24 protein-coding genes and 1 pseudogene are annotated in these 20,997 nt (G+C 68.3%); 22 read left to right on the top strand and 3 right to left on the bottom strand.

The window, feature by feature from the left end; all coding sequences use genetic code 11:
* Positions 1-69: 69 nt before the first annotated feature.
* Positions 70-1,098 carry an HAD family hydrolase gene (locus ACWEVR_RS08185; RefSeq protein WP_452466317.1) on the bottom strand — a complete coding sequence of 343 codons (1,029 nt, stop codon included), beginning with the start codon at positions 1,096-1,098 and terminating at the stop codon, positions 70-72.
* Between the two features lie 87 nt (positions 1,099-1,185).
* On the opposite strand from ACWEVR_RS08185, the gene ACWEVR_RS08180 reads away from it, so the two are divergent.
* The 5 genes from ACWEVR_RS08180 to ACWEVR_RS08160 all read left to right on the top strand — a co-directional run bounded on the left by ACWEVR_RS08180 (position 1,186) and on the right by ACWEVR_RS08160 (position 6,670).
* On the top strand, positions 1,186-1,467 hold the full coding sequence (locus ACWEVR_RS08180) for a glutaredoxin family protein (protein WP_225278504.1): 282 nt from the start codon (positions 1,186-1,188) through the stop codon (positions 1,465-1,467).
* A gap of 206 nt (positions 1,468-1,673) precedes the next feature.
* On the top strand, positions 1,674-2,618 hold the full coding sequence (locus tag ACWEVR_RS08175) for a redox-sensing transcriptional repressor Rex (protein WP_357148554.1): 945 nt from the start codon (positions 1,674-1,676) through the stop codon (positions 2,616-2,618).
* Positions 2,615-4,009 (top strand): glutamyl-tRNA reductase, encoded by a 1,395-nt coding sequence (locus ACWEVR_RS08170; RefSeq protein WP_452466316.1) that lies wholly within the window; start codon positions 2,615-2,617, stop codon positions 4,007-4,009. Before ACWEVR_RS08175 ends, ACWEVR_RS08170 begins: the two co-directional genes overlap by 4 nt.
* Before the next feature lie 58 nt (positions 4,010-4,067).
* The gene (gene hemC, locus ACWEVR_RS08165; protein ID WP_067484929.1) at positions 4,068-5,102 is read left to right on the top strand and encodes a hydroxymethylbilane synthase; all 1,035 of its coding nucleotides are present in this window, start codon (positions 4,068-4,070) and stop codon (positions 5,100-5,102) included.
* Positions 5,099-6,670, top strand: a complete 1,572-nt coding sequence (locus ACWEVR_RS08160) for a bifunctional uroporphyrinogen-III C-methyltransferase/uroporphyrinogen-III synthase (protein ID WP_067641909.1) — start codon at positions 5,099-5,101, stop codon at positions 6,668-6,670. Before hemC ends, ACWEVR_RS08160 begins: the two co-directional genes overlap by 4 nt.
* Before the next feature lie 56 nt (positions 6,671-6,726).
* Here ACWEVR_RS08160 and ACWEVR_RS08155 read toward each other — a convergent pair whose 3' ends face one another.
* On the bottom strand, positions 6,727-7,008 hold the full coding sequence (locus ACWEVR_RS08155) for a hypothetical protein (protein WP_067485858.1): 282 nt from the start codon (positions 7,006-7,008) through the stop codon (positions 6,727-6,729).
* A 241-nt stretch (positions 7,009-7,249) separates the two neighbouring features.
* Between ACWEVR_RS08155 and ACWEVR_RS08150 the strand changes: the two genes are divergently transcribed.
* The 17 genes and pseudogenes from ACWEVR_RS08150 (at position 7,250) to ACWEVR_RS08070 (ending at position 19,711) form a co-directional block, all read left to right on the top strand.
* On the top strand, positions 7,250-8,428 hold the full coding sequence (locus tag ACWEVR_RS08150; protein WP_452466315.1) for a serine hydrolase domain-containing protein: 1,179 nt from the start codon (positions 7,250-7,252) through the stop codon (positions 8,426-8,428).
* A gap of 42 nt (positions 8,429-8,470) precedes the next feature.
* Positions 8,471-9,448 carry a porphobilinogen synthase gene (gene hemB, locus ACWEVR_RS08145; RefSeq protein ID WP_452466314.1) on the top strand — a complete coding sequence of 326 codons (978 nt, stop codon included), beginning with the start codon at positions 8,471-8,473 and terminating at the stop codon, positions 9,446-9,448.
* Positions 9,445-9,957, top strand: coding sequence for a hypothetical protein (locus ACWEVR_RS08140; RefSeq protein ID WP_357148546.1), 513 nt, complete (start codon positions 9,445-9,447; stop codon positions 9,955-9,957). The genes hemB and ACWEVR_RS08140 overlap by 4 nt, the downstream gene beginning before the upstream one ends.
* Positions 9,958-10,213: 256 nt before the next feature.
* On the top strand, positions 10,214-10,492 hold the full coding sequence (locus tag ACWEVR_RS08135) for a hypothetical protein (RefSeq protein WP_452466313.1): 279 nt from the start codon (positions 10,214-10,216) through the stop codon (positions 10,490-10,492).
* 84 nt (positions 10,493-10,576) lie between these two features.
* Entirely contained in the window at positions 10,577-10,798 is a 222-nt protein-coding gene (locus ACWEVR_RS08130; RefSeq protein WP_452466312.1) for a hypothetical protein, read from the top strand.
* 164 nt (positions 10,799-10,962) lie between these two features.
* Positions 10,963-12,309 carry a glutamate-1-semialdehyde 2,1-aminomutase gene (gene hemL, locus ACWEVR_RS08125; protein ID WP_452466311.1) on the top strand — a complete coding sequence of 449 codons (1,347 nt, stop codon included), beginning with the start codon at positions 10,963-10,965 and terminating at the stop codon, positions 12,307-12,309.
* On the top strand, positions 12,306-13,037 hold the full coding sequence (locus ACWEVR_RS08120; protein WP_452466310.1) for a histidine phosphatase family protein: 732 nt from the start codon (positions 12,306-12,308) through the stop codon (positions 13,035-13,037). The genes hemL and ACWEVR_RS08120 overlap by 4 nt, the downstream gene beginning before the upstream one ends.
* Positions 13,034-13,675 carry a TlpA disulfide reductase family protein gene (locus ACWEVR_RS08115; RefSeq protein WP_452466309.1) on the top strand — a complete coding sequence of 214 codons (642 nt, stop codon included), beginning with the start codon at positions 13,034-13,036 and terminating at the stop codon, positions 13,673-13,675. Before ACWEVR_RS08120 ends, ACWEVR_RS08115 begins: the two co-directional genes overlap by 4 nt.
* The gene (locus ACWEVR_RS08110; RefSeq protein WP_133733852.1) at positions 13,672-13,899 is read left to right on the top strand and encodes a hypothetical protein; all 228 of its coding nucleotides are present in this window, start codon (positions 13,672-13,674) and stop codon (positions 13,897-13,899) included. Before ACWEVR_RS08115 ends, ACWEVR_RS08110 begins: the two co-directional genes overlap by 4 nt.
* Positions 13,899-14,711 carry a cytochrome c biogenesis CcdA family protein gene (locus tag ACWEVR_RS08105; protein ID WP_452466308.1) on the top strand — a complete coding sequence of 271 codons (813 nt, stop codon included), beginning with the start codon at positions 13,899-13,901 and terminating at the stop codon, positions 14,709-14,711. The genes ACWEVR_RS08110 and ACWEVR_RS08105 overlap by 1 nt, the downstream gene beginning before the upstream one ends.
* Complete coding sequence (gene resB, locus ACWEVR_RS08100; RefSeq protein ID WP_452466307.1) at positions 14,711-16,336, top strand: cytochrome c biogenesis protein ResB; 1,626 nt, start codon at positions 14,711-14,713, stop codon at positions 16,334-16,336. The genes ACWEVR_RS08105 and resB overlap by 1 nt, the downstream gene beginning before the upstream one ends.
* A 34-nt stretch (positions 16,337-16,370) precedes the next feature.
* Positions 16,371-17,324 (top strand): c-type cytochrome biogenesis protein CcsB, encoded by a 954-nt coding sequence (gene ccsB / locus ACWEVR_RS08095; protein WP_452466306.1) that lies wholly within the window; start codon positions 16,371-16,373, stop codon positions 17,322-17,324.
* 34 nt (positions 17,325-17,358) lie between these two features.
* Positions 17,359-17,661: a hypothetical protein gene (locus ACWEVR_RS08090; RefSeq protein ID WP_452466305.1), complete on the top strand. Its 303-nt coding sequence runs from the start codon at positions 17,359-17,361 to the stop codon at positions 17,659-17,661.
* Between the two features lie 37 nt (positions 17,662-17,698).
* The gene (locus tag ACWEVR_RS08085; RefSeq protein ID WP_452466304.1) at positions 17,699-18,043 is read left to right on the top strand and encodes an ArsR/SmtB family transcription factor; all 345 of its coding nucleotides are present in this window, start codon (positions 17,699-17,701) and stop codon (positions 18,041-18,043) included.
* The gene (locus ACWEVR_RS08080) at positions 18,043-18,714 is read left to right on the top strand and encodes a cation transporter (protein ID WP_452466303.1); all 672 of its coding nucleotides are present in this window, start codon (positions 18,043-18,045) and stop codon (positions 18,712-18,714) included. The genes ACWEVR_RS08085 and ACWEVR_RS08080 overlap by 1 nt, the downstream gene beginning before the upstream one ends.
* Positions 18,715-18,844: 130 nt before the next feature.
* A complete protein-coding gene (locus ACWEVR_RS08075; RefSeq protein WP_452466302.1) occupies positions 18,845-19,057 on the top strand; it encodes a hypothetical protein in 213 nt (70 codons plus the stop codon).
* Between the two features lie 30 nt (positions 19,058-19,087).
* Positions 19,088-19,711, top strand: a pseudogene (locus tag ACWEVR_RS08070) (ATP-grasp domain-containing protein).
* Positions 19,712-20,526: 815 nt separating this feature from the next.
* On the opposite strand, the gene ACWEVR_RS08065 reads toward ACWEVR_RS08070, so the two are convergent.
* Positions 20,527-20,967 carry an SgcJ/EcaC family oxidoreductase gene (locus ACWEVR_RS08065; RefSeq protein WP_452466301.1) on the bottom strand — a complete coding sequence of 147 codons (441 nt, stop codon included), beginning with the start codon at positions 20,965-20,967 and terminating at the stop codon, positions 20,527-20,529.
* Positions 20,968-20,997 lie beyond the last annotated feature (30 nt).

The following is a 20,997-nucleotide window of genomic DNA, read 5'->3' as shown; positions in this document are numbered from 1 at the left end:
CTGGTCTGGCCGCCGACGCAGATTGCCCCGCACCCGAGTCTGGCCTGAGTTCTCGGAGAGGCGGGCAAGCTATTTCTCGCGGTGGCGGGCGACCGCCGCCGCGACCGCGCCGCCCGCCGCGCCGAGCGCCAGCGCGGTCGGTACGCCGATCTTGGCGGCCTTGCGCCCCGTGCGGAAGTCGCGAATCTCCCAGCCCCGGTTCTTGGCCACCTCACGCAGGTCGGAATCGGGGTTGATGGCCACGGCCGTGCCGACCAGCGACAGCATGGGCACGTCGTTGTGGCTGTCGGAGTACGCGGTACACCGCTTCAGATTGAGGCCCTCACGAATCGCGAGGGTGCGCACGGCGTGGGCCTTGCCGAGGCCGTGCAGGATGTCGCCGACCAGGCGACCGGTGAACTGGCCGTCGACGCTCTCGGCGACGGTGCCGAGCGCACCGGTGAGCCCGAGTCGCTTGGCGATCACATTCGCCAGCTCCACCGGGGTCGCGGTCACGAGCCACACCTGCTGACCCGCGTCCAGGTGCATCTGCGCGAGCGCACGGGTGCCCGGCCAGATCTTGTCGGCGATGATCTCGTCGTAGATCTCCTCACCGAGCATCGCCAGCTCGGCGGTGGGCCGACCGGCGATGAAGCTGAGCGCCTTCTCCCGGCCCGAGGCCATATCGGAGGAGTTCTCCTTGCCGGTGACCCGGAATTTCACCTGTTTCCAGGCGACATCGACCAGATCGGAGGTCTTGAAATACTTGCGGGCCGCCAGGCCACGCGCGAAATGCACGATCGAGGCGCCCTGCACGAGGGTGTTGTCGACGTCGAAGAACGCGGCGGCGGTGAGGTCGCGCGGCGGCGCTTCGGGGCCCGCGTCGGTGCCCTGTTCGGCCAGTTCGGCGTCGTGCAGCGTGAGGGCGGCATCGGCACTGGCCTCACCGGCCAGATTGGCGCGCAGCTCCTCCTCGCTCGGCCCGAACGGGCTGCGCGGCAGCCGCGCGAACTGTTCCTGCAGCTCCTGGCCGAGGCGGCTGGGCTGCCACCGCGCAGGGAACTCGCCGAATCGCCCTGCGACGAATCCGGCCCTAGTCACCTTCGAACGTTCCGGCACCAGTACCCTCCGCTAGTCGCGCGAACATGTCCACAGTAACCGGATTCGCCGACATGCCGCGGCGAGCCCGGGGATTAAATAAGAGCCATGACGAATCCCACACCAACCGTGACCCTGTTGACGCGCGCCGGTTGCGGAATGTGCAGCATCGCACTCGCCCAATTGGAGACCATCTGTGGTGATTTCGGTCTCCCGGTACAGACCGTCGACGTCGACGAAGCCGCGGCAACCGACCCGGCATTGCGTGCCGAATACGGCGATCGGCTCCCCGTTGTGCTGTTGGACGGCCGTGAACACAGCTATTTCGACGTCGACGAGCCACGTTTGCGGGCCGATCTGAGCCGTTTCGCTGGTCGCGAGCGAAAATGAGGCCAAATTCACCGACTTTGTGAACGCCTGCACAAGCGGTTACGGTGGTGGCACGCAATCCGCACCGCCGCCTTCAGCAGCGGTGGTGATCGGGTTTGTACGCCCCCCATGGCACCGGTCGCTGCCTCGAGACGCAGCGGCCCACAACCGGTGAAGCAACGACAGGTACCGGACCGCGATCAGGCCCGGAACGAGGAGCCGACGACGTGACAGAGCAGCACGAGACGCCGACAGGCGCCTCCGGCAAGGCTCTCGCGCGGGATATCCCGCAGGCCACGGTGACTCGTCTTGCTACCTATCTCCGAGTTCTGGCCGGCATGGCCGACTCCGGTGTTGCCATCGTATCGAGTGAGGAACTGGCTGTCGCGGCGGGTGTCAATTCGGCGAAGCTGCGCAAGGATCTTTCCTTCCTCGGACCCAACGGTGTGCGGGGTGTCGGCTATGACGTAGCCAAGTTGCGCACCAGGATCGAGGATGTGCTCGGTCTGTCGCAGGGACATCGGGTGGTGCTGATCGGTGCGGGCAACCTCGGCCGCGCCCTGGTCGGCTATGGCGGTTTCGGGGTACGCGGCTTCACCGTGGTCGGAATCTTCGACAACGATCCGGCGGTGATCGGTCAGTCGTACGCCGGTCTCGTCGTGCGCGATGTCGAGCTGCTCGTCGCCCAGATTCCCGCTCTCGCCCCCACGATCGCGCTGCTCGCGGTCCCCGACGAAGCCGCGCAGGACGTGTGTGACCGGCTCGTCGACGCCGGGGTGCTCTCGATCCTGAGTTTCGCCCCGTGCGAGCTGCGTGCGCCCGCGCACGTGCAGATCCGCCGGGTGGATCTGGCGATGGAACTGCAGATGCTGTCCTTCGACGCCGCCCGCAACGACGCGCCGCCGCTGCCCGAGGTCGCCCACGCGAGCTCGGGCCGGGTCGCGCGCCGGGTGCCGCCGCAGAACCATCCCGCCCTCAATCACCCCGCGCCGGTCGAACCGGCGCGCGGCAGGCCGCCGCGTCGCACCGCGCCGCATTCGGCCAACCCGCATGCGGCAACGCCAGCCAAGCACCCAGGGATCGGTGATCACCCCATGAGCGAGCGTCAGCGAGCGAACCAACAGGCAGGCGCGCGTGCGCGCGTGACCGAACCGGGCGAGGTGCAGTCATGAGCATTCTGCTGGTCGGGATCTCCCATCGCAGTGCCCCGGTCTCGGTGCTGGAGAAGGTGGCTGTCAGCGAGGCCGACCGGCCCAAACTGGTCGACCGCTTGCTCGAGTCGAGTCACGTGTCCGAGGCGATGATCGTCTCCACCTGCAACCGGGTGGAGGTGTACGCGGTGGTCGACGCCTTCCACGGCGGCCTCGACGTGGTGGGCGAGCTGCTCACCGAACACTCCGGGATGGCCTTCGCCGACCTCACCAGGCACGCCTACGTGCGCTACAGCGAGGCCGCCGCCGAGCACCTGTTCGCGGTGGCCAGCGGGCTCGACTCGATGGTCGTCGGCGAGCAGCAGGTGCTCAGCCAGATCCGCAGTGCCTACGCCAGTGCCGACAACCAGCAGGCCGTCGGCCGCACCCTGCACGAGCTGGCCCAGCACGGGTTGCGCGTCGGCAAGCGGGTGCACGCCGAGACCGGGATCGACCGGGCAGGCGCCTCCGTGGTGTCGGTCGCGCTCGACCGGGCGCGCGGCGTGATCGGCGATCTCACCGGGCGCACCGCCGTGGTACTCGGCGCGGGTGCCATGGGTGGCCTTGCCGTGGCGCATCTTTCGCGGGCGGGCATCGGCCGCATCGTGGTGGTGAACCGCACGCTCGACCGCGCGCAGCGGCTCGCGGAGACCGGGCGCACCACGCACGGTGTCGACGCCGTCGCGGTGGAGACGGGTGGGCTCATCGACGCCATGGCCGGCGCCGACGTCGTCATCACCTGTACCGGCGCGGTCGGGGCCGTGGTGACCCTGGCCGATACCCACCGGGCCCTCGCGGGCCGGGCGAACACCGGTGCGGCCGAACGGCCGCTGGTGTTCTGCGACCTCGGCCTGCCCCGCGACGTGGAACACGCCGTGGCCGGGCTGCCGGGTGTCGTCGTGATCGACATCGAGTCGCTGCAGCGCGATCCGGCCGCGGGCGCCGCGGCCGACGACACCGCCGCCGCCCGCGCGATCGTCGCCGACGAACTCACCAAATACCTTGCCGGGCAACGCATGGCCGAGGTCACCCCAACGGTGGCCGCGCTGCGTCAGCGTGCCGCCGAGGTAGTCGAGGCCGAGCTGCTCCGCCTCGACTCGCGGCTGCCCGACCTGGCCGATCCGGCTCGCGACGAAGTGGCGCGCACCGTGCGCCGTGTCGTCGACAAGCTGCTGCACGCGCCGACGGTGCGGGTGAAGCAGCTGGCGTCCACGCCGGGCGGTGACAGCTACGCCGAGGCGCTGCGCGAGCTGTTCGAACTGAAACCCGGTGCGGTGCAAGCGGTTGCCGCGCCCATGGAGGTCGCCGCGGCCGAGCCCGCGCTGGCCGACGACTTCACCGCGGGACACCTCGGCGACGGGCAGTCGGCATGACCGCCCGCGCCGTGACACACAACCAGACGAAGCCCGGACGTGCGAAGAAGGGCACATCATGACCACGACAGTGCAGGAAGAGGACACCGTGACCGCAGGAAGCACTCGTGCGCCCTGGCGGATCGGCACGCGCGGCAGCCTGTTGGCGCTGACCCAGGCGGGTACCGTGCGCGACGCCCTGATCGCGGCGGGCCAGCCCGCCGAACTGGTCGTGATCAAAACTCCCGGCGATCTGTCGTCGGACCCGGTCCAGAAGATCGGCGTCGGCGTGTTCACCTCCGCACTGCGCGACGAGCTCGCTCTCGGCGGTATCGATATCGCGGTGCACTCGTACAAGGATCTGCCGACCGCGCAGGACCCGCGCTTCACCATCGCCGCGATCCCGCCCCGCGAGGACCCGCGCGATGCGCTGGTCGCCCGCGACGGGCTCGTACTCGGTGAGCTGCCGGCAGGCGCGAAGGTCGGCACCTCCGCGCCGCGCCGCGCCGCCCAATTGCGTGCGCTCGGACTCGGGCTCGACATCCTCCCGCTGCGCGGCAACATCGACTCCCGGCTGCGCAAGGTGAGCGAGGGCGAACTCGACGCCATCGTCATCGCCCGCGCCGGCCTGTGCCGGATCGGGCGCACCGAGGCCATCACCGAATCACTGGAGCCGGTGCAGATGCTGCCCGCTCCCTCCCAGGGCGCGCTCGCGGTGGAGTGCCGCAGCGACGACCCGCAGCTGATCGAGGTGCTGTCCGGTCTGGACGACGCGCCGACCCGATACGCGGTGGAAGCCGAACGTGCGCTGCTCGGCGAACTCGAGGCCGGTTGCACCGCGCCGATCGGCGCGCTCGCCGAGGTCGTCGAGTCGATCGACGAGGACGGCCGGATCTTCGAGGAGCTGTCGCTGCGTGCCTGCGCCGCCGCGATCGACGGTTCCGATGTGTTGCGGGCTTCGATAGTCGGCGCGCCGGAGGACGCCGCCGAACTCGGGCGCACGCTGGCCCGCGAACTGCTCGACCTGGGTGCCCGCGCCCTGCTGAGCGTCGCCGATGAGCCCGCGCCCGCCACCGACTTCCCTAATTCCAGCCCGATGGAGAACAACCGATGAGCAGCCGAGCCACCAAGAAGCAACCCGGGCGGATCCTTTTCGTCGGATCCGGCCCCGGCGACCCGGCCCTGCTGACCGTGCGCGCCCGCGAGGTGCTCGAACGGGCGACGCTGGCGTTCACCGATCCCGATGTGGACAAGGGTGTGCTCGCCCTCATCGGCGTGGCCGTGGAACCGGGCGAGGACGGTGAACGTCCGGTGGACGTGCGTCCGGCGCTCGGCGAACCCGCCGAGGTGGCCAAGACGCTGATCGCCGAGGCCCGCAACGGCCACGACGTGGTCCGCATCGTCACGGGCGACCCGCTGACGACCGATTCGGTGATCAACGAGGTCAACGCGGTCACCCGCTCGCACATGGTGTTCGAGGTGCTGCCCGGTCTGCCCAACGGTTCGGCCGTGCCGAGCTATGCCGGTATCGCGCTCGGTTCCGGGCACACCGAGGCCGACGTGCGCGGGGAAGTGGACTGGGCCGCGCTGGCCGCCGCTCCCGGCCCGCTGGTGCTGCACGCCACCTCCGGCCACCTGGCCGAGACCGCGAGCGCGCTGGTAGAGCACGGGCTCGCGCCGCAGACCCCGGTGGCGGTGACCGTGCGTGGCACCACCCGTCAGCAGCGCACCATCGAGGCCACGCTCGCCTCGCTGAACAACGCCGCTTCCGAGCTGGTCGGCCCGCTGGTCGTCACGGTCGGTAAAGAGGTCGAGAAGCGCTCGAAGATGTCGTGGTGGGAGTCGCGGGCGCTGTACGGCTGGACCGTGCTCGTGCCGCGCACCAAGGACCAGGCCGGTGAGATGAGCGAACGGCTCGTCACCCACGGTGCCATTCCGATGGAGGTGCCGACCATCGCGGTCGAGCCGCCGCGCAGCCCCGCACAGATGGAACGCGCGGTGAAGGGCCTGGTCGACGGCCGCTACCAGTGGGTGGTGTTCACCTCCACCAACGCGGTGCGCGCGGTGTGGGAGAAGTTCGCCGAGTTCGGTCTCGACGCGCGGGCGTTCTCCGGTGTGAAGATCGCCTGTGTGGGCGAGGCGACCGCCGAGAAGGTGCGCTCCTTCGGCATCAACCCCGAACTGGTGCCGAGCGGTGAACAGTCCTCGGAGGGCCTGCTCGCCGACTTCCCGCCCTACGACGACGTGTTCGACCCGGTGAACCGGGTGCTGCTGCCCCGTGCCGACATCGCCACCGAAACCCTCGCCGAGGGCCTGCGCGAACGCGGCTGGGAGATCGACGACGTCACCGCCTACCGCACGGTGCGCGCGTCGCCACCGCCCGCAGAGACCCGCGAGATGATCAAGACCGGCGGTTTCGACGCGGTGCTGTTCACCTCGTCCTCCACGGTCCGCAATCTCGTCGGTATCGCGGGTAAGCCGCACGCGCGGACCATTGTGGCCTGTATCGGCCCGAAGACCGCCGAGACGGCGATCGAGTTCGGTCTGCGCGTGGACGTGCAGCCCGAGACCGCGCAGGTGGGCCCCCTGGTCGAGGCGCTGGCCGAGCACGCGTCGCGCCTGCGCGCCGAGGGTCTGTTGCCGCCGCCGCGTAAGAAGAGCCGCCGCAGCAGCAGCCGCTAGCCGTCGTGGATACCCCGAAAGCCCGCCCGTCACGGCGGGCTTTCGGCGTATCGGGGTCATCGGCTGTAGCGCAGCAGCGTGCGCACGAGCCGGCAGGTGGCATCCGACGGCGCGCGCAGGTCGATCTTCTCGGCGGTGCGCCGGATCGTATCGTTGGTCGCTTGATTCGGCAGGTACACACCGGAATCGAGCAGGGCGATGGTCAGCCGCATGGCCTTGAGCCTGCGGTTGTGCGCGATGTACCAGCGGCGCGGACGGCCTGCGGGCAGCCGCTTCTTCTCCAGCGGGACGTAGGGCTCGGTGATAAAGGTCTTTCGTTGTGCGGCAATGGCGTTCATCGGCGTCCTCCCTCGCGAACGGATCGTGCTGTGTGCGGCACGATCCTCGAACACGCTTTCGATTGTATCGGGAGGCACCGACAAGTTTCGCCGCTCGCTATCGGAAGTTGTTGTGCTGCTAGGTGATTAGAAGTTATCCACAGGTTTGCCGCGGGCGATTGTGCTCGGTGCCGGAGGCGATTCGGCAATAGCTGTCGGACCGCTGTGGTCTAGTGGCGTCACGCGAACGGGAGGAGATGCGATGACGCTCGACCCGATAGACCAACGCCTCGGCGCACACGTGGCGGCCGACGAACTGCTCGGCCTGGCCTGGCTCGTCGACGATTCCAACACCGTGGCCACCGGTGCGATCGGTCATCTGGATGCCGCGCGCACGACGCCGGTGCGGACCGACACGATCTTCCGGATCTCGTCGATGACCAAGCCGCTCACGGCCGTCGCGGCATCGATCCTGATCGAGGACGGCGTCATCGGCCCCGCCGAACCGGTCGACCGCTTACTGCCCGAGCTCACCGATCGGCAAGTGCTCACCCATCCGGCCGCCGAGATCACCGACACGGTCCCGGCACGACGGCCCATCACGATCGACGACCTGCTCACCTTCCGGCTCGGGTGGGGCATGGATTTCACCGACTTCTCGCCGAAGCCGTTCACCGCGGCCTGTGCCGAGCTGGGCCTCGGCGCCGGTCCGCCCACCCCGGCGGAGATGCCGCCGCCGGACGTCTGGCTCGCCCGGCTCGGCACTCTGCCGTTGCAGTTCCAGCCGGGGGAGCGCTGGCTGTACCACGTCGGCTCGGCGATCCTCGGCATCCTGATCGCCAGGGCGGCGGGCAAACCGCTGTCGCAGTTCTTGTCCGAACGAGTGCTCGACCCGCTCGATATGCCCGACACCGGATTCAGTGTCGCGCCCGGCAAGCTCGACCGCTTCGGCCCGCATTTCGTCGAGGTCGACGGCGAGCGTGTGGTCTTCGATCCGGTCGACGGCCAGTGGAGCAGCCCACCGGCGTTCGAAGGCGGCGGCGACGGACTCGTCTCCACCCTCGCCGACTTCCATCGTTTCGCGCGGATGCTGTCCGGCGGCGGTGAACTCGACGGAACGCGGATCCTGTCCGAACGGTCCGTCGCGGCCATCACCACCAACCATCTGACGGCCGAGCAAATCGCTCGCGGCGGGCCGGAGCCGGACGGCAGCGCCGGCTGGGGTTACGGCGTGGGGGTGCAACTGACCGACCGTCCCGACGGCCCTCGCGCAGGTGCCTACGGCTGGGCGGGCGGTCTCGGCTCCAGCTGGACCAACGACGGTCCTGTAACCGCGATCCTGCTCACCGACCAGATGTGGAATTCGGCCGGACCGCTACCGGTGTTCGCGACCTTCGAGCAGATTCTCGGCGAACGCAGCCGCCTGTCCGGCGGGGTATAGGCGCCGGTGCGGGCTGTATAGCGCAGGCGTATTCTGCGGGCTATGACCGCTTTCGACCGCCCGCGGCGGTTGCGCAGGACACCCGCATTGCGCCGGCTCGTCGCCGAAACCACGCTCGAGCCGCGCCACCTTGTGCTGCCGATGTTCGTGGCCGACGGGATCGACGAACCGCGCGCGATCAGCTCGATGCCCGGTGTGTACCAGCACTCGCTCGACTCGCTGCGCAAGGCCGCCGTCGAGGCGGTGACCGCCGGCGTGGGCGGTCTCATGCTGTTCGGTGTGCCGCTGCCTGAAGACAAGGACGCCACTGGCAGCCAGGCCAGCGACCCCGACGGCATCCTCAATCGCGGCTTGCGCGCGCTGGCCGAGGAGGTCGGTGACTCGACCGTCGTCATGGCCGACACCTGCCTCGACGAATTCACCGATCACGGCCACTGCGGCGTGATCGGGAGCGACGGCGCCGTCGACAACGACGCCACCCTGCACCGCTACGTGGAGATGGCCCTCGCCCAGGCCGAGGCCGGCGCCGACCTGCTCGGTACCAGCGGCATGATGGACGGCCAGGTCGGGGCGATCCGGCGCGGCCTCGACGCCGTCGGCCGCACCGACACCGCGATCCTGGCCTATGCCGCCAAGTACGCCTCGGCGTTCTACGGCCCGTTCCGTGAGGCGGTCGGTTCGTCGCTCGAGGGCGATCGGCGCACCTACCAGCAGGACCCGGCCAACCGCCGTGAGTCGTTGCGCGAGCTCGATCTCGACCTCGCCGAGGGCGCCGACATCGTGATGGTGAAGCCCGCGATGTCCTACCTCGACATCCTGCGCGACGTGGCCGACCGTTCGACCGTTCCGGTCGCGGCCTACCAGATCTCGGGCGAGTACGCGATGATCACCGCCGCCGCCGAGCGCGGCTGGATCGACCGCCGTGCCGCCGTGCTGGAATCGCTGGTCGGCATCCGGCGGGCGGGCGCGGACATCGTGCTCACCTACTGGGCGACCGAGGCCGCACACTGGCTGTCGTGATCGTTCCACCGAACAAACCGGAATCCCGTCCGATGCCTGAGGACGTGGGCACCGCCAAGCAGCTGTGGTTCGCCGTCGCTGCCCTCGGTGTGGTGTACACGGGCGCGAGCGTGGCCGCCATGACCGGGCAGCGCGACGAGCTCAGCAAGCAGTTCCTCGACGAGATGCACAAGAGCGACCCGAATATCCCCGCCTCGACCGTCGATCTGATGGTGACGGCGGCCTTCGTGCTCACCGCGATCGTCGGAGTGCTCCTGGCGGGCGTCACCGTCGCCATCGCCCATCAGCTGGGGCGCGGTAAGAACTGGGCGCGCACAGTGCTGACGGTGGTCGCGGTCTGGCTCGGGATCGGTGCCGTCGCCACCATGTTCAGCTTCTCCGGCGACACCGGTGTGGCCGCGATGGTGAGTGGTGGCACGTCGATCGTGCAGGGTGTGCTCGCCGTCGGCGCGGCGTACCTGTGTTTCCGACCGGACTCCGTCGGGTACTTCCAGAAGAACCGGAGATGAACAACAGGCCCCATTGGCCGCTGACTCGCCGCCGTGTATCGTGAGGATTGTCACACAGTGGCAGTAATGGTGCTGCCAGGGGAGCGGAGGCAACGATGCGCGTGGTGATCGAGCAACCCCACAGTCTGCGGCGCGATTGTTTGGTGATCGGGCTGCTCGTGCTGCTCGGGCTGACCACCATCGCCCTTGTCCTGCTCCCCAGCGTCGTCTGACCCACGGCCCTGCGCTCGCTCGCGGCCCTGGCAGGATCGCACGCATGAAACGCTGGATCGTCGCGGTGTCGGTCGAACTCGGCCTGGCCGTCGTTTGCCTTGCCGGTGCCGTCGCCAGTTGGGGCAACGCCCGGCGCAGTACCGAATTCGTCGGCAGCGATGAGCATTCCGGTTTCGAGGCCGTGCGGTACGTGCCGCCGATGCTGGCGTTGTCGACCGGGCTCGTGATCCTCGCCGGGTTGTTCCTGATCGACGCGGTCGCGCGAATCCTTTCGGCTCGCGAACGACGTGTAGCGTTGCGCGCCGCGGGTCCGATGGTCTGAGGGAAGTCGAATTCCGATGTGCGCGTTGGGATTCGAACACCCGATGCCGGGTCTGTCGAGGCGGGCCCACCAGGAGGAAACTCGATGATCAAGTTCACCGCGGGGATATTCGCCGTCGGCGCCGCAGTCGCCACGATCGCGCTCGCCGCGCCCGCTCAGGCCGATGCCGGTCTGCCGCTCACCCCGATGGTCGCGAACCCCGCCGCGGGCGGCTTCGCCCCGGAGACCGGTTCGAGCGGTATCTACAACGGCATCATGTGTCAGCTGCACACCATCTCGGCCGACGTGCCCTGCATGTACACCTAGTACGTCTTTCGACGCCGACGTGCGCCGCGACCTGCTGTAGCCGGGCGCGGTAGCCGTCGGCATCGCGGCGTGTCGGGCGTGTCGTCGGTGGGTCGCTGCGGTCTGGGTCACTGTGCTCCACCCTGTCGTCCGGCGTGCCGAGGCGAGCTGAGACACTGGAATTCGTGAGTTCTTCTCCGCGCGCGACCACGGCCAGTTCGTCGCAGGTACCGATTTCCGCCCAGCTCTTCGAGCGGGCGGCTTCGGTGATCCCGGGTGGTGTCAATTCCCCGGTCCGTGCGTTCAATTCGGTCGGCGGCACGCCCCGGTTCATCTCCTCGGCCGGCGGCTACACCCTCGTCGACGCTGACGGCAACGAGTACGTCGACCTGGTGTGTTCGTGGGGCCCGATGATCCTCGGACACGCCCACCCCGCCGTCGTCGAGGCGGTGCAGCGGGCCGCCACCGGCGGACTGTCGTTCGGCGCGCCCACCGAGGCCGAGATCGAACTGGCCGAGGCCATCGCCGCCCGCGTGGAACCCGTGGAGCGGGTGCGCCTGGTCAACTCCGGCACCGAGGCGACGATGAGCGCGGTCCGGCTGGCGCGCGGCTTCACCGGGCGCTCCAAGATCATCAAGTTCTCCGGCTGCTACCACGGCCACGTCGACGCCCTGCTGGCCGACGCGGGCTCGGGCGTGGCGACGCTCGGCCTGCCGACCTCGCCGGGTGTGACCGGCGCTCAGGCCGCCGACACCATCGTGCTGCCCTACAACGACCTCGCCGCCGTCGCCGCCGCCTTCGAAGCGCACTCCGGTCAGATCGCCTGCGTCATCACCGAAGCCGCCGCGGGCAACATGGGTGCCGTCGCCCCGCTGCCCGGCTTCAACGAGGGCCTGCGCACGCTGGCACACGACAACGGCGCTCTGCTCGTCATGGACGAGGTCATGACCGGCTTCCGGGTGAGCGCCTCGGGTTGGTACGGCCGCGAAGGCGTGGCCGGCGACCTCTACACGTTCGGCAAGGTGATGAGCGGTGGCCTGCCCGCCGCCGCGTTCGGCGGCCGCGCCGAGATCATGAACAACCTCGCCCCCCTCGGCCCGGTCTATCAGGCGGGCACGCTGTCGGGTAACCCGGTCGCCGTCGCGGCGGGCCTGGCGACGCTGCGCGCGGCCGACGACGCGGTGTACGCGGCGCTGGACCGCAACGCCGATCGGCTCGGCGGACTCTTCGCGAAAGCGCTCACCGAAGCCGGGGTGGAGCATCAGGTGCAGTTCGCAGGCAATATGGTGAGCGTGTTCTTCGCCGATCGCCCGGTCACCGACTATGCCGCCGCCAAGGCGAGTCAGACCTGGCGTTACCCCGCCTTCTTCCACGCCCTGCTCGACGCGGGTGTGTACGCGCCGCCGAGCGCGTTCGAGGCATGGTTCGTCTCCGCGGCGCTCGACGAGGACGCGTTCGACCGTATCGCCGCCGCTCTGCCCGCCGCCGCCCACGCGGCCGCGGCCGCCACCCCCGAAGGATCGCAAGCGTGAGCTCCGACCAGCCCGACGCACTCCCCACCCCCGTCGCCGACGAGGCGCCGAACCCGGCGCCCGCCGCCGCCCCGCCCGGTCTCGACCACGATCCGTCGAGCGTGGAAACCATCGTCCACGTACTGCGCCACGGCGAGGTGCACAACCCCAACGGCATCCTCTACGGCCGCCTGCCCGGTTTCAGCCTGTCGGTGACCGGTCGTTCGCAGGCCGCCGTGGTGGCCCGTTCGCTGTCCGATCACGACATCTCCCTGGTGATCGCGTCGCCGTTGCAGCGCGCGCAGGAGACCGCCGCCCCGATCGCGGCCGCCCACGACCTGCTCGTGCGAACCGACGAGAACCTCATCGAAGCGGGCAACACCTTCGAGGGTCTTCGCGTGTCGGTCGGTGACGGCGCGCTGCGCAAGCCGCGGCACTGGTGGAAGCTGCGCGACCCGTTCACCCCGTCGTGGGGCGAGCCGTACCTGCAGATCGCGCATCGCATGCTGGCCGCCGTGAACAAGGCGCGCGTCGAGGCCGCGGGTCACGAGGTGGTGCTGGTCTCGCATCAGTTGCCCGTGTGGACGCTGCGCCGTTTCCTGCAGGGTCAGCGCCTCTGGCACGATCCGCGCAACCGCCAGTGCTCGCTCGCCTCGCTGACCTCGCTGGTCTACCACGGCGACACACTGGTCGACATCGTCTATTCCGAACCCGCCGGCGCGTCGGATCCGTCGGTCCACGGCGCATGACTGCTCACATCGCATCGGGTAACGCCCGTGGCCATCGGCTGCGGGCGCTGACCGCCGTCCTGTCCGCCCTGCTGGTCGTCGTGGCCGCGGCGGGCTGTTCGACCGGTACCGATGCGGTGGCCACCGGCGGCGGCACGTTCGAATTCGTCTCGCCCGGTGGTAAGACTGATATCAGATACGATCCGCCCGCCACGCGCGGCACGATCGGAACGCTCGCGGGGCCCGACCTGATGAACGAGGGAAAGACCGTTTCGGTCGACGATTTCCCCGGTCAGGTCGTGGTCGTGAATCTGTGGGGACAGTGGTGTGGCCCGTGCCGCGCCGAGTCGCCCGCACTCGAGAAGGTGTACGCGGCGACCAAGGACAAGGGCGTCGCATTCCTGGGCATCAATGTGCGCGACCACCAGCGTGACAAAGCCCAGGACTTCGTAGTGGACAACAAGATCGCGTATCCGTCCATCTACGACCCGTCGATGCGAACCTTGCTCGCCCTCGGCGGAAATTTCCCAACCAGTGTTATCCCGACCACGTTGATCCTGGATCGTCAGCACCGGGTCGCCGCGGTCTTCCTTCGCTCGCTACTGGCCGAAGACCTGCAGCCCGTGGTCGAGCAACTCGCCCTCGAGGAGAAGCAGTGAGTCGTCGTCGTCCCGGAAATCTGACCGCGTGCCGCCCCCGCCAGGGTGCCCGCCGCATGGGAGCGGGGTGGACCGTCGATGATCGTTGGGCGGGCATCGCCACCGTCCCGCGCAGCGTCGCCGGTGCGGGCCTGTTCGAGTTCGGTCCGGTCGAGCCGGCCGAGACCGAGCGCACCCTGTCGTTGCCCCGCGACGAGCAGCGTGACGAGGACACCTCCGAGTGATGGTTCTCGCCGCAGTCGGGGACTCGTTCCAGCAGACCGCGGCATCGGGACCGTTGCTGTTGGCGCTGGGTGCCTGTCTGCTCGCGGGCCTGGTGTCGTTCGCTTCACCGTGTGTCGTGCCGCTCGTGCCCGGCTACCTGTCGTATCTTGCCGGCCTGGTCGGTGCCGAGGCGCCGCCTGCCTCGACCGCCCAGGTCGCCACGCTCACCGAGCGGCGCCGTAGCGCGAAGCTGCGGGTCGCCGGTGCCGCCGGGCTGTTCGTCGCAGGGTTCACGGTGGTGTTCGTGCTGGCCACGGCCACTGTTTTCGGCGTGATCCAGACGCTCAACGTCAACCGTGAACTGCTGCAGCGCATCGGTGGCGTGGTGACGATCCTGATGGGTCTGGTCTTCATCGGCCTGGTGCCCGCGTTGCAGCGCGATACGCGGATGGAACCGCGCCGGTTCACCAGCATCGTCGGTGCGCCACTGCTCGGCGGGGTGTTCGCGCTCGGCTGGACGCCGTGTCTCGGCCCGACGCTGTCGGGGGTGATGGCGGTGTCCGCCGGTACCGAGGGCACCACCGCCGCACGCGGTGTGGTGCTGATCGTGGCGTACTGCCTCGGCCTCGGCTTGCCGTTCGTGGTGCTGGCCTTCGGGTCGGCGGGCGCGCTGCGCGGGGTGGGCTGGTTGCGGCGTAATTCGCGCACCATTCAGGTAATCGGGGGTGTTCTGCTCGTCGCCGTCGGCGTCGCGCTGGTCACGGGGGCGTGGGATCAGTTCGTCGGCTGGGTGCGTGACGGGTTCGTCTCCGAGGTGACCCTGCCGATCTGATGACTGACACACTGACTCCCCCCGCTGCCTCCGCCCCGCCCCGCCAGTCGCTTCCCGGTCGCGCCTGGGCGCTGGTCCGCAACACGTGGCGTGGCCTGACCAGCATGCGCACGGCGCTGGTTCTGCTGTTCCTGCTCGCCCTGGCCGCCATTCCCGGCGCACTGCTGCCGCAGCGCAGCCTGAACGCGCAGAAGGTCGACCAGTACATCGCCGACCGGCCGACGCTCGGCCCGTGGATGGACCGGTTCGAACTGTTCGACGTGTTCGGCAGTTTCTGGTTCACCGCCATCTACGTGCTGCTGTTCATCTCGCTGGTCGGCTGCATCCTGCCGCGCTGCTGGGACCACTACAAAGCGCTGCGCACCCCGCCCGTCGCCGCCCCGCGCAACCTCGGGCGGCTGCCGCATCATTTCGACGAGACCGTCGACCGTGACGCCGACACCGTGATCGAGCAGGCGCGCGAACAACTGCGCGGCTGGCGTACCGAGGTCCGACCGGGCAACCGCGACGGCGAGATGACGATCTCCGCCGAGAAGGGGTATCTGCGCGAATTCGGCAACCTCGTGTTCCATCTGTCGCTGGTCGGGCTGTTGGTCGCGATCGCGCTCGGCAAGCTGTTCGGGTACGAGGGCAATGTCATCGTGATCGCCAACGGTGGTCCCGGTTTCTGCACCACCTCGCCCGCGGTGTTCGACTCGTTCCGCGCGGGCAATGTCAACGACGGCACCGGGATGACCCCGCTGTGCGTGAAGGTCAAGGACTTCAAGGCCGATTACCTGCCCACCGGCCAGGCCGAGATGTTCACCTCGAACATCGACTACCAGGCGGGCGAGGACCTGACCACCGACACGTGGCGCAGCACCGAGCTGCGGGTGAATCACCCGTTGCGCGTCGCCGGTGATCGCGTCTACCTGCAGGGGCACGGTTTCGCGCCGACGTTCACCGTCACCTTCCCGAACGGGCAGACCCGCACCGAGACCATCCAGTGGCGTCCCGACGACGCCCAGACCTTCCTGTCCAGCGGTGTGCTGCGCATCGACCCGCCCGGCGGTATGTACGCCACCGAGGAGGAACGCCGCCAGAACCAGATCGCCATCGAAGGCCTGTTCGCGCCGACCGCGATGTTCCACGGCAGTCTGCTCACGTCGTCGTTCCCGAAGATGGACGATCCGGCCGTCGCCGTCGACATCTACCGGGGCAACACCGGCCTCGACACCGGCCGTTCGCAGTCGCTGTTCGCGCTGGACCCGGAGATGGTGAAGCAGGGGCGGCTCACCAAGGAAGCGCGCGTCAACCTGCGTCCCGGCGAGTCGACCACCCTGCCCAACGGCACCAAGGTGACCTTCGACGGCGCCGAGGAGTTCGTGAATCTGCAGGTCTCGCACGACCCCGCCCAGCAGTGGGTGCTGGTGAGCGCGCTGACCATGATGGCCGGTCTGCTGGTTTCGCTGCTGGTGAAACGACGCCGGATCTGGATCCGGGCGTACCCCGCCGACACCGGGGCAGGTACCGTGGATCAACGACGAACCGTAGTAGAAATGGGCGGCCTCGCCAGAAGCGATCAAGCGGGCTGGGGCGGCGAATTCGACCGACTGCGGGCACGGTTGCTGGGAGCGGAGAAGTGATGCGGAGCGCACGCGACATCGAGGCGGAGTTCTGATGCCGATCGACGAAACGCTGGCACGCTACAGCGACTATTCGTTCATGTCGGCGATCGCCGTCTACACCCTGGCGACGGTGCTGCTGATCGTGCAGTACGCCTCGGCTCGTGCCAAGCAGGTCGCCGCGCGCGACCACGGACCCGTCGATCCGTCCCTGCCCGGCCGGATCGCGATGCCCGAGGCGAAGTCGCGCGCCGAACGCTTCGGCGACATGGCGTTCTCCGTGCTCTCGGTGGGTGCGGTCCTGCACATCGCCTCGATCGTGCTGCGCGGCTTCGCCACCCACCGCTTCCCGCTCGGCAACATGTACGAGTTCACCACCATGGCCACCGCGGCCGCCGTGGTGATCGGCCTGATCTTCCTGCGCGACCAGCGTTTCCGCGCGATGTGGGCGTTCCTGCTCGTCCCCGTGCTGATCCTGATGTTCCTCGCGGGCACCGTCCTCTACGCCGACGCCGCCCCCGTCGTCCCCGCCCTTCGCTCGTTCTGGCTGCCCATCCACGTCACTATCGTGAGCGTCGGCAGCGGCGTCTTCCTGGTCTCGGGCGTCGCCAGCCTCCTCTACCTCTACCGCAGGCGCCAACCGGCAGGCGAAGAGTCCTCGAACATCTTCGGCACCATCGCCCGCCGCCTCCCCGACGCCCGCACCCTCGACCAACTCGCCTACAAAACCACCATCATCGGCTTCCCCCTCTTCGGCGCGGGCGTCATCCTAGGTGCGATTTGGGCAGAAGCTGCCTGGGGCCGCTTCTGGGGCTGGGACCCGAAGGAAACCTGCTCCTTCATCGCCTGGGTTCTCTACGCGGCCTACCTCCATGCCCGCGCCACATCGGGCTGGCGAGACACCAAGGCCGCGTGGATCAACATCGCCGGGTTCGTGGCAATGCTGTTCAACCTTTTCATCATCAACATGGTGATCAGCGGTCTGCACAGCTACGCCGGGTTGAACTGAGCGTCCCTGGTCGGCGGCCGCACGCTGTGGCCGCATGGGGATCATCGTCGAATCCGCGCAATTGCCCGCTAGTTCCGACGAGGACCGGCTGGTCGTCACCGACCATGCGGTGATCGTTCTCGACGGCGCCACGGCCCACGATCCCGCGATGCCGTCGGCCGGGGCGTATGTCGACTTTCTCGCCTCGGACCTCGCGGAGTCGATCGACACAACGTCGCCGTCGGCGGTCGTCCTCGAGCAGTCGATCGCGAGCGCGGTGGCCCCTGCTCGGAATCGAACCGGGCGCGGCGAACGGCACGATGACAAGACCGTGGTCGTCGTGCGCATCGCTGGCTGAATTGCCTGGATTCATCATTTTCTGAATACAGATTTCGATGTATTGTCGACGTGTGGATACTCTGATTCGTCGTGACGCACTGGCACGCTTCGGGCACGCGCTCTCCGATGCCACTCGCACGCAGATCTTGCTGAGCCTGCGTGAAGCACCTGCGTACCCCTCGGACCTGGCCGAACGTATCGGAGTGTCGCGTCAGATCCTGTCCAATCACCTGGCCTGCCTGCGCGGTTGTGGGCTCGTGGTCGCGGTGCCGGAGGGGCGGCGCTCGCGTTATGAGCTAGCCGACGCGCGCATCGGGCGGGCCCTGGACGACCTGACCGGGCTGGTGCTGGCCGTGGATCCGGCCTGCTGCCCGGACTCGGCTGCGCAAGAGTGCTGCTGATGTCTTCCTCGGTGTCCGCGGCTTCGACGCAGCGCCGGGCCTTGCTGGCGCGCCGGATCCGCTGGTTCGTCGCGGCCACCATCACCTACAACGTCATCGAAGCGGTCATCGCCTTGACCGAGGGCGCTCGCGCTTCGTCGGCCGCGCTGATCGGATTCGGTCTGGACTCGATCATCGAGGTGTCCTCGGCCGCCGCTGTCGCTTGGCAGTTCGCAGGCCGGGACCCGGAGAAGCGCGAGAAGATCGCGCTGCGGATCATCGCGTTCTCGTTCTTCGCCCTGGCTCTCTATGTCACTGTCGATTCGATCCGTGGGTTGCTCGGCGCCGGCGAAGCCCGGCCTTCCCCGATCGGGATCACGCTGGCGGCGGTGAGCCTGGCGGTGATGCCGGTGCTGTCGTGGGCCCAGCGCCGCGCCGGTCGCGAGCTCGGATCGGCTTCCGCGGTCGCCGATTCCAAGCAGACCCTGCTGTGCACCTATCTTTCGGCGGTGCTGCTGGTCGGACTGTTGCTCAACAGCCTGTTCGGGTGGTCGTGGGCCGACCCGATCGCCGGCCTTGTCATCGCCGCGATCGCGGTCAAGGAAGGTCTCGACGCGTGGCGGGGCGACACCTGCTGTCCGGCACCCGTTGTTGCGAGTACGAGCGATCACGACTGCGCTTGCTGCGACTGATCCGAGAATTCCGCTCATACAGATGCTTCGAGCCACAGACCACGGAAGCGGGGTCTCGTGATTGCGCCGGCACCTCAATAGCCTGCTCGGCAGTGGGCAGTTCGAAACTCGGCGCAGTAAAGGATTCTCGATGAAAAGATCTTTCGCAGTGGCTACGTTGGTCGGCGCGCTGATGCTGGCACCGGTCGGCTCCGCCCAAGCTGCCACTCAGCCCGTTGCCCCTATTGCCGCGTGCGTCGAGTACCCGATCGGAGCACCGGGCGGGTGCGACTTCATCCAGAACATCCTGCAATTGCTGAGCCTCGGCTCGTCAACACTGAGCTCCGGCCCGACAGCATCCTGAATCGAGTCGGCCGACATCCCATAGCCGGGGATCTCGCCGCCGGTCCATCCCGGATCCTGTCTATTCCGGGATGCCCGCAGTGATCTGCCGAAATCCCTACTGCAGCGACAGATTCAGATCTCCACCCTTGGTGAGGCTCGCCGCCATGCCGACCCGGTATTCGTCAAACCCGCAGAGGGCCGCAAAGGCTTCGCGGGCGCGGTCTATCGCAACGGGATCGGTCTGCCATCGCCGCAAGCGTGCCCCGACGACACGCTGGTATTCACGGTGGAGCCCGTCGAATGGCGCGCGGAATTCGGCTGTTTCGTCAAAGACGGTGCGGTACCGACCATGTCGCCTTAACTTCGCAACGGTTAGTCCGCCCGCGCCGAGAACGGCAGCTGGCCTGCTGCGCCATCGGAAGTGACCGCAGTTCAGGCGTTTATCGAACAGTTGGCCGCCGAAGTACCCGTCGCACCGTCGATCGTCATCGACATCGGTCTGATCGAGGGACGTGATTGGGCAATCGTCGAAGCCAACTGTGCTTTCGGTGCCGGGGTATACGGCTGCGATCCCCACAAGGTCCTCGAGGTTCTCGAAAGAGGTTGCGTCCCCACTGTGGAACTGACCGCGAGTGACGCGTTGTGGGCCAGACCTACCGCTCAGCCCGAGTGACCGAATAACGACACCCAGATCCCTGGGCATCTATGGCTCGAACGTCGCGGATTTCATCGCGGCGATGGAGGCCGAGGCACTTGACCGCGCGGAGGTGTGACGCGAGCCCACGGAAGTGGGGGCGTTTCACTTTTGCTCATCGGCATTACCGTCGGCGGTATCTATCGGTGTTCGAGAGGTTGAAGAAATGCGTCGTCTGAGTGTGGTTGCTGCTGTTGCGATTTCGTTGGGTGTTGGGCTGGCTGGTACTGCGACGGCTTCGCCCGTCGCGACCCCGAGCCCGGTGGCCACCGATTCCGGATCGGCCGGCCCGATGACTGCCTCCGCAGATCCGGATTCAGGTTCGGCGGCTCTTCCCGGCCTGCTGCTGCGATGCCTGTCCACCGGCACGAGCATCCTCATGGGGATGCCGACCTGCGTCTGACTTTCAGGCAAGGCCCCTGAGCGTCCCCGGCGTCTCGGTGAGGAGCCGTTGTCAGGTCGTGGTCGGGCACTGCCACCGGCACCGAGCCCGGTTTGTCCTGAGTTCGGTTGGGCTCGGTGTGCTGCGCGAGGATACCGAGGGCGTACTGCGGGAGCTCGGGGAGCTTCCCGACCTGTGGGACTTCGCGATGGGCAGTTGGGAGGGCGACTCGGTCACGTCCCGGTTCGGTCCGGAGGGCAGGCAGGCGGGTCCGGGCGCGACGTGGGCTTCTCCGCCCGGTCGCCCGGACTGCCGAGGAGGCAGAAGCGGCCGCGATCGCCGCTGCGCCGAAGATCGGGCCGGGTCCGGTGATGGTGATGAAGACGGTCTGTAGCGGCGTGTAGCGCCGCGATCAGGAAGCCGGAACGAGGGTGTTCTGGCGGGCCGACACCCACCACCGATCGTTCTCTTTAACCAGCACGTACAGGGCGACCATGGCCGGGTCGGTGTCGATCGGTGTGCCGTCGGCGGTAGTGGCGCGGGCTTCTTTGTGCGCGATAGCGACGTCGGGGCGCAAGAAGGTGATGCCGGTGACGTCGTATCGGACGTACTCGTCGGCGAGAAATCCCGCCAAGCCCCGTCGATTGGCGTCGAACAGCGCATCGCGCCCCCGCAGCACCATGCCGACCGCATTACCCACGACCGCGTTCTCGGCGAACGGTGCCGTCATCAACTCGGCATCGTTGGTGTTGAACGCGGTCTGCGTGTCGGCGACGATCTGACGGATGGCGGCGATATCGGCGGTGTGATCGACGGTGTCGTCCTCGACCACCGGCGGTCGAATCATGTTCATAGGTTCGGACGCTATTTGCTCAACTTAGGT

The sequence above is a fragment of the Nocardia sp. NPDC003979 genome (assembly GCF_053605015.1).
The sequence above is the reverse complement of the archived record's forward strand: the minus strand, read 5'-3'. Positions and strand labels throughout refer to the sequence as shown.

Bases quoted from the DNA above. Each gene is read 5' to 3' on its own strand.
- ACWEVR_RS08180 (WP_225278504.1), top strand. From the start codon at position 1,186: ATGACGAATCCCACACCAACCGTGACCCTGTTGACGCGCGCCGGTTGC.
- ACWEVR_RS08170 (WP_452466316.1), top strand. From the start codon at position 2,615: ATGAGCATTCTGCTGGTCGGGATCTCCCATCGCAGTGCCCCGGTCTCG.
- hemC (WP_067484929.1), top strand. From the start codon at position 4,068: ATGACCACGACAGTGCAGGAAGAGGACACCGTGACCGCAGGAAGCACT.
- ACWEVR_RS08160 (WP_067641909.1), top strand. From the start codon at position 5,099: ATGAGCAGCCGAGCCACCAAGAAGCAACCCGGGCGGATCCTTTTCGTC.
- ACWEVR_RS08155 (WP_067485858.1), bottom strand. From the start codon at position 7,008: ATGAACGCCATTGCCGCACAACGAAAGACCTTTATCACCGAGCCCTAC.
- ACWEVR_RS08150 (WP_452466315.1), top strand. From the start codon at position 7,250: ATGACGCTCGACCCGATAGACCAACGCCTCGGCGCACACGTGGCGGCC.
- hemB (WP_452466314.1), top strand. From the start codon at position 8,471: ATGACCGCTTTCGACCGCCCGCGGCGGTTGCGCAGGACACCCGCATTG.
- ACWEVR_RS08135 (WP_452466313.1), top strand. From the start codon at position 10,214: ATGAAACGCTGGATCGTCGCGGTGTCGGTCGAACTCGGCCTGGCCGTC.
- ACWEVR_RS08130 (WP_452466312.1), top strand. From the start codon at position 10,577: ATGATCAAGTTCACCGCGGGGATATTCGCCGTCGGCGCCGCAGTCGCC.
- ACWEVR_RS08115 (WP_452466309.1), top strand. From the start codon at position 13,034: ATGACTGCTCACATCGCATCGGGTAACGCCCGTGGCCATCGGCTGCGG.
- ACWEVR_RS08105 (WP_452466308.1), top strand. From the start codon at position 13,899: ATGGTTCTCGCCGCAGTCGGGGACTCGTTCCAGCAGACCGCGGCATCG.
- resB (WP_452466307.1), top strand. From the start codon at position 14,711: ATGACTGACACACTGACTCCCCCCGCTGCCTCCGCCCCGCCCCGCCAG.
- ccsB (WP_452466306.1), top strand. From the start codon at position 16,371: ATGCCGATCGACGAAACGCTGGCACGCTACAGCGACTATTCGTTCATG.
- ACWEVR_RS08090 (WP_452466305.1), top strand. From the start codon at position 17,359: ATGGGGATCATCGTCGAATCCGCGCAATTGCCCGCTAGTTCCGACGAG.
- ACWEVR_RS08085 (WP_452466304.1), top strand. From the start codon at position 17,699: ATGTATTGTCGACGTGTGGATACTCTGATTCGTCGTGACGCACTGGCA.
- ACWEVR_RS08080 (WP_452466303.1), top strand. From the start codon at position 18,043: ATGTCTTCCTCGGTGTCCGCGGCTTCGACGCAGCGCCGGGCCTTGCTG.
- ACWEVR_RS08075 (WP_452466302.1), top strand. From the start codon at position 18,845: ATGAAAAGATCTTTCGCAGTGGCTACGTTGGTCGGCGCGCTGATGCTG.
- ACWEVR_RS08065 (WP_452466301.1), bottom strand. From the start codon at position 20,967: ATGAACATGATTCGACCGCCGGTGGTCGAGGACGACACCGTCGATCAC.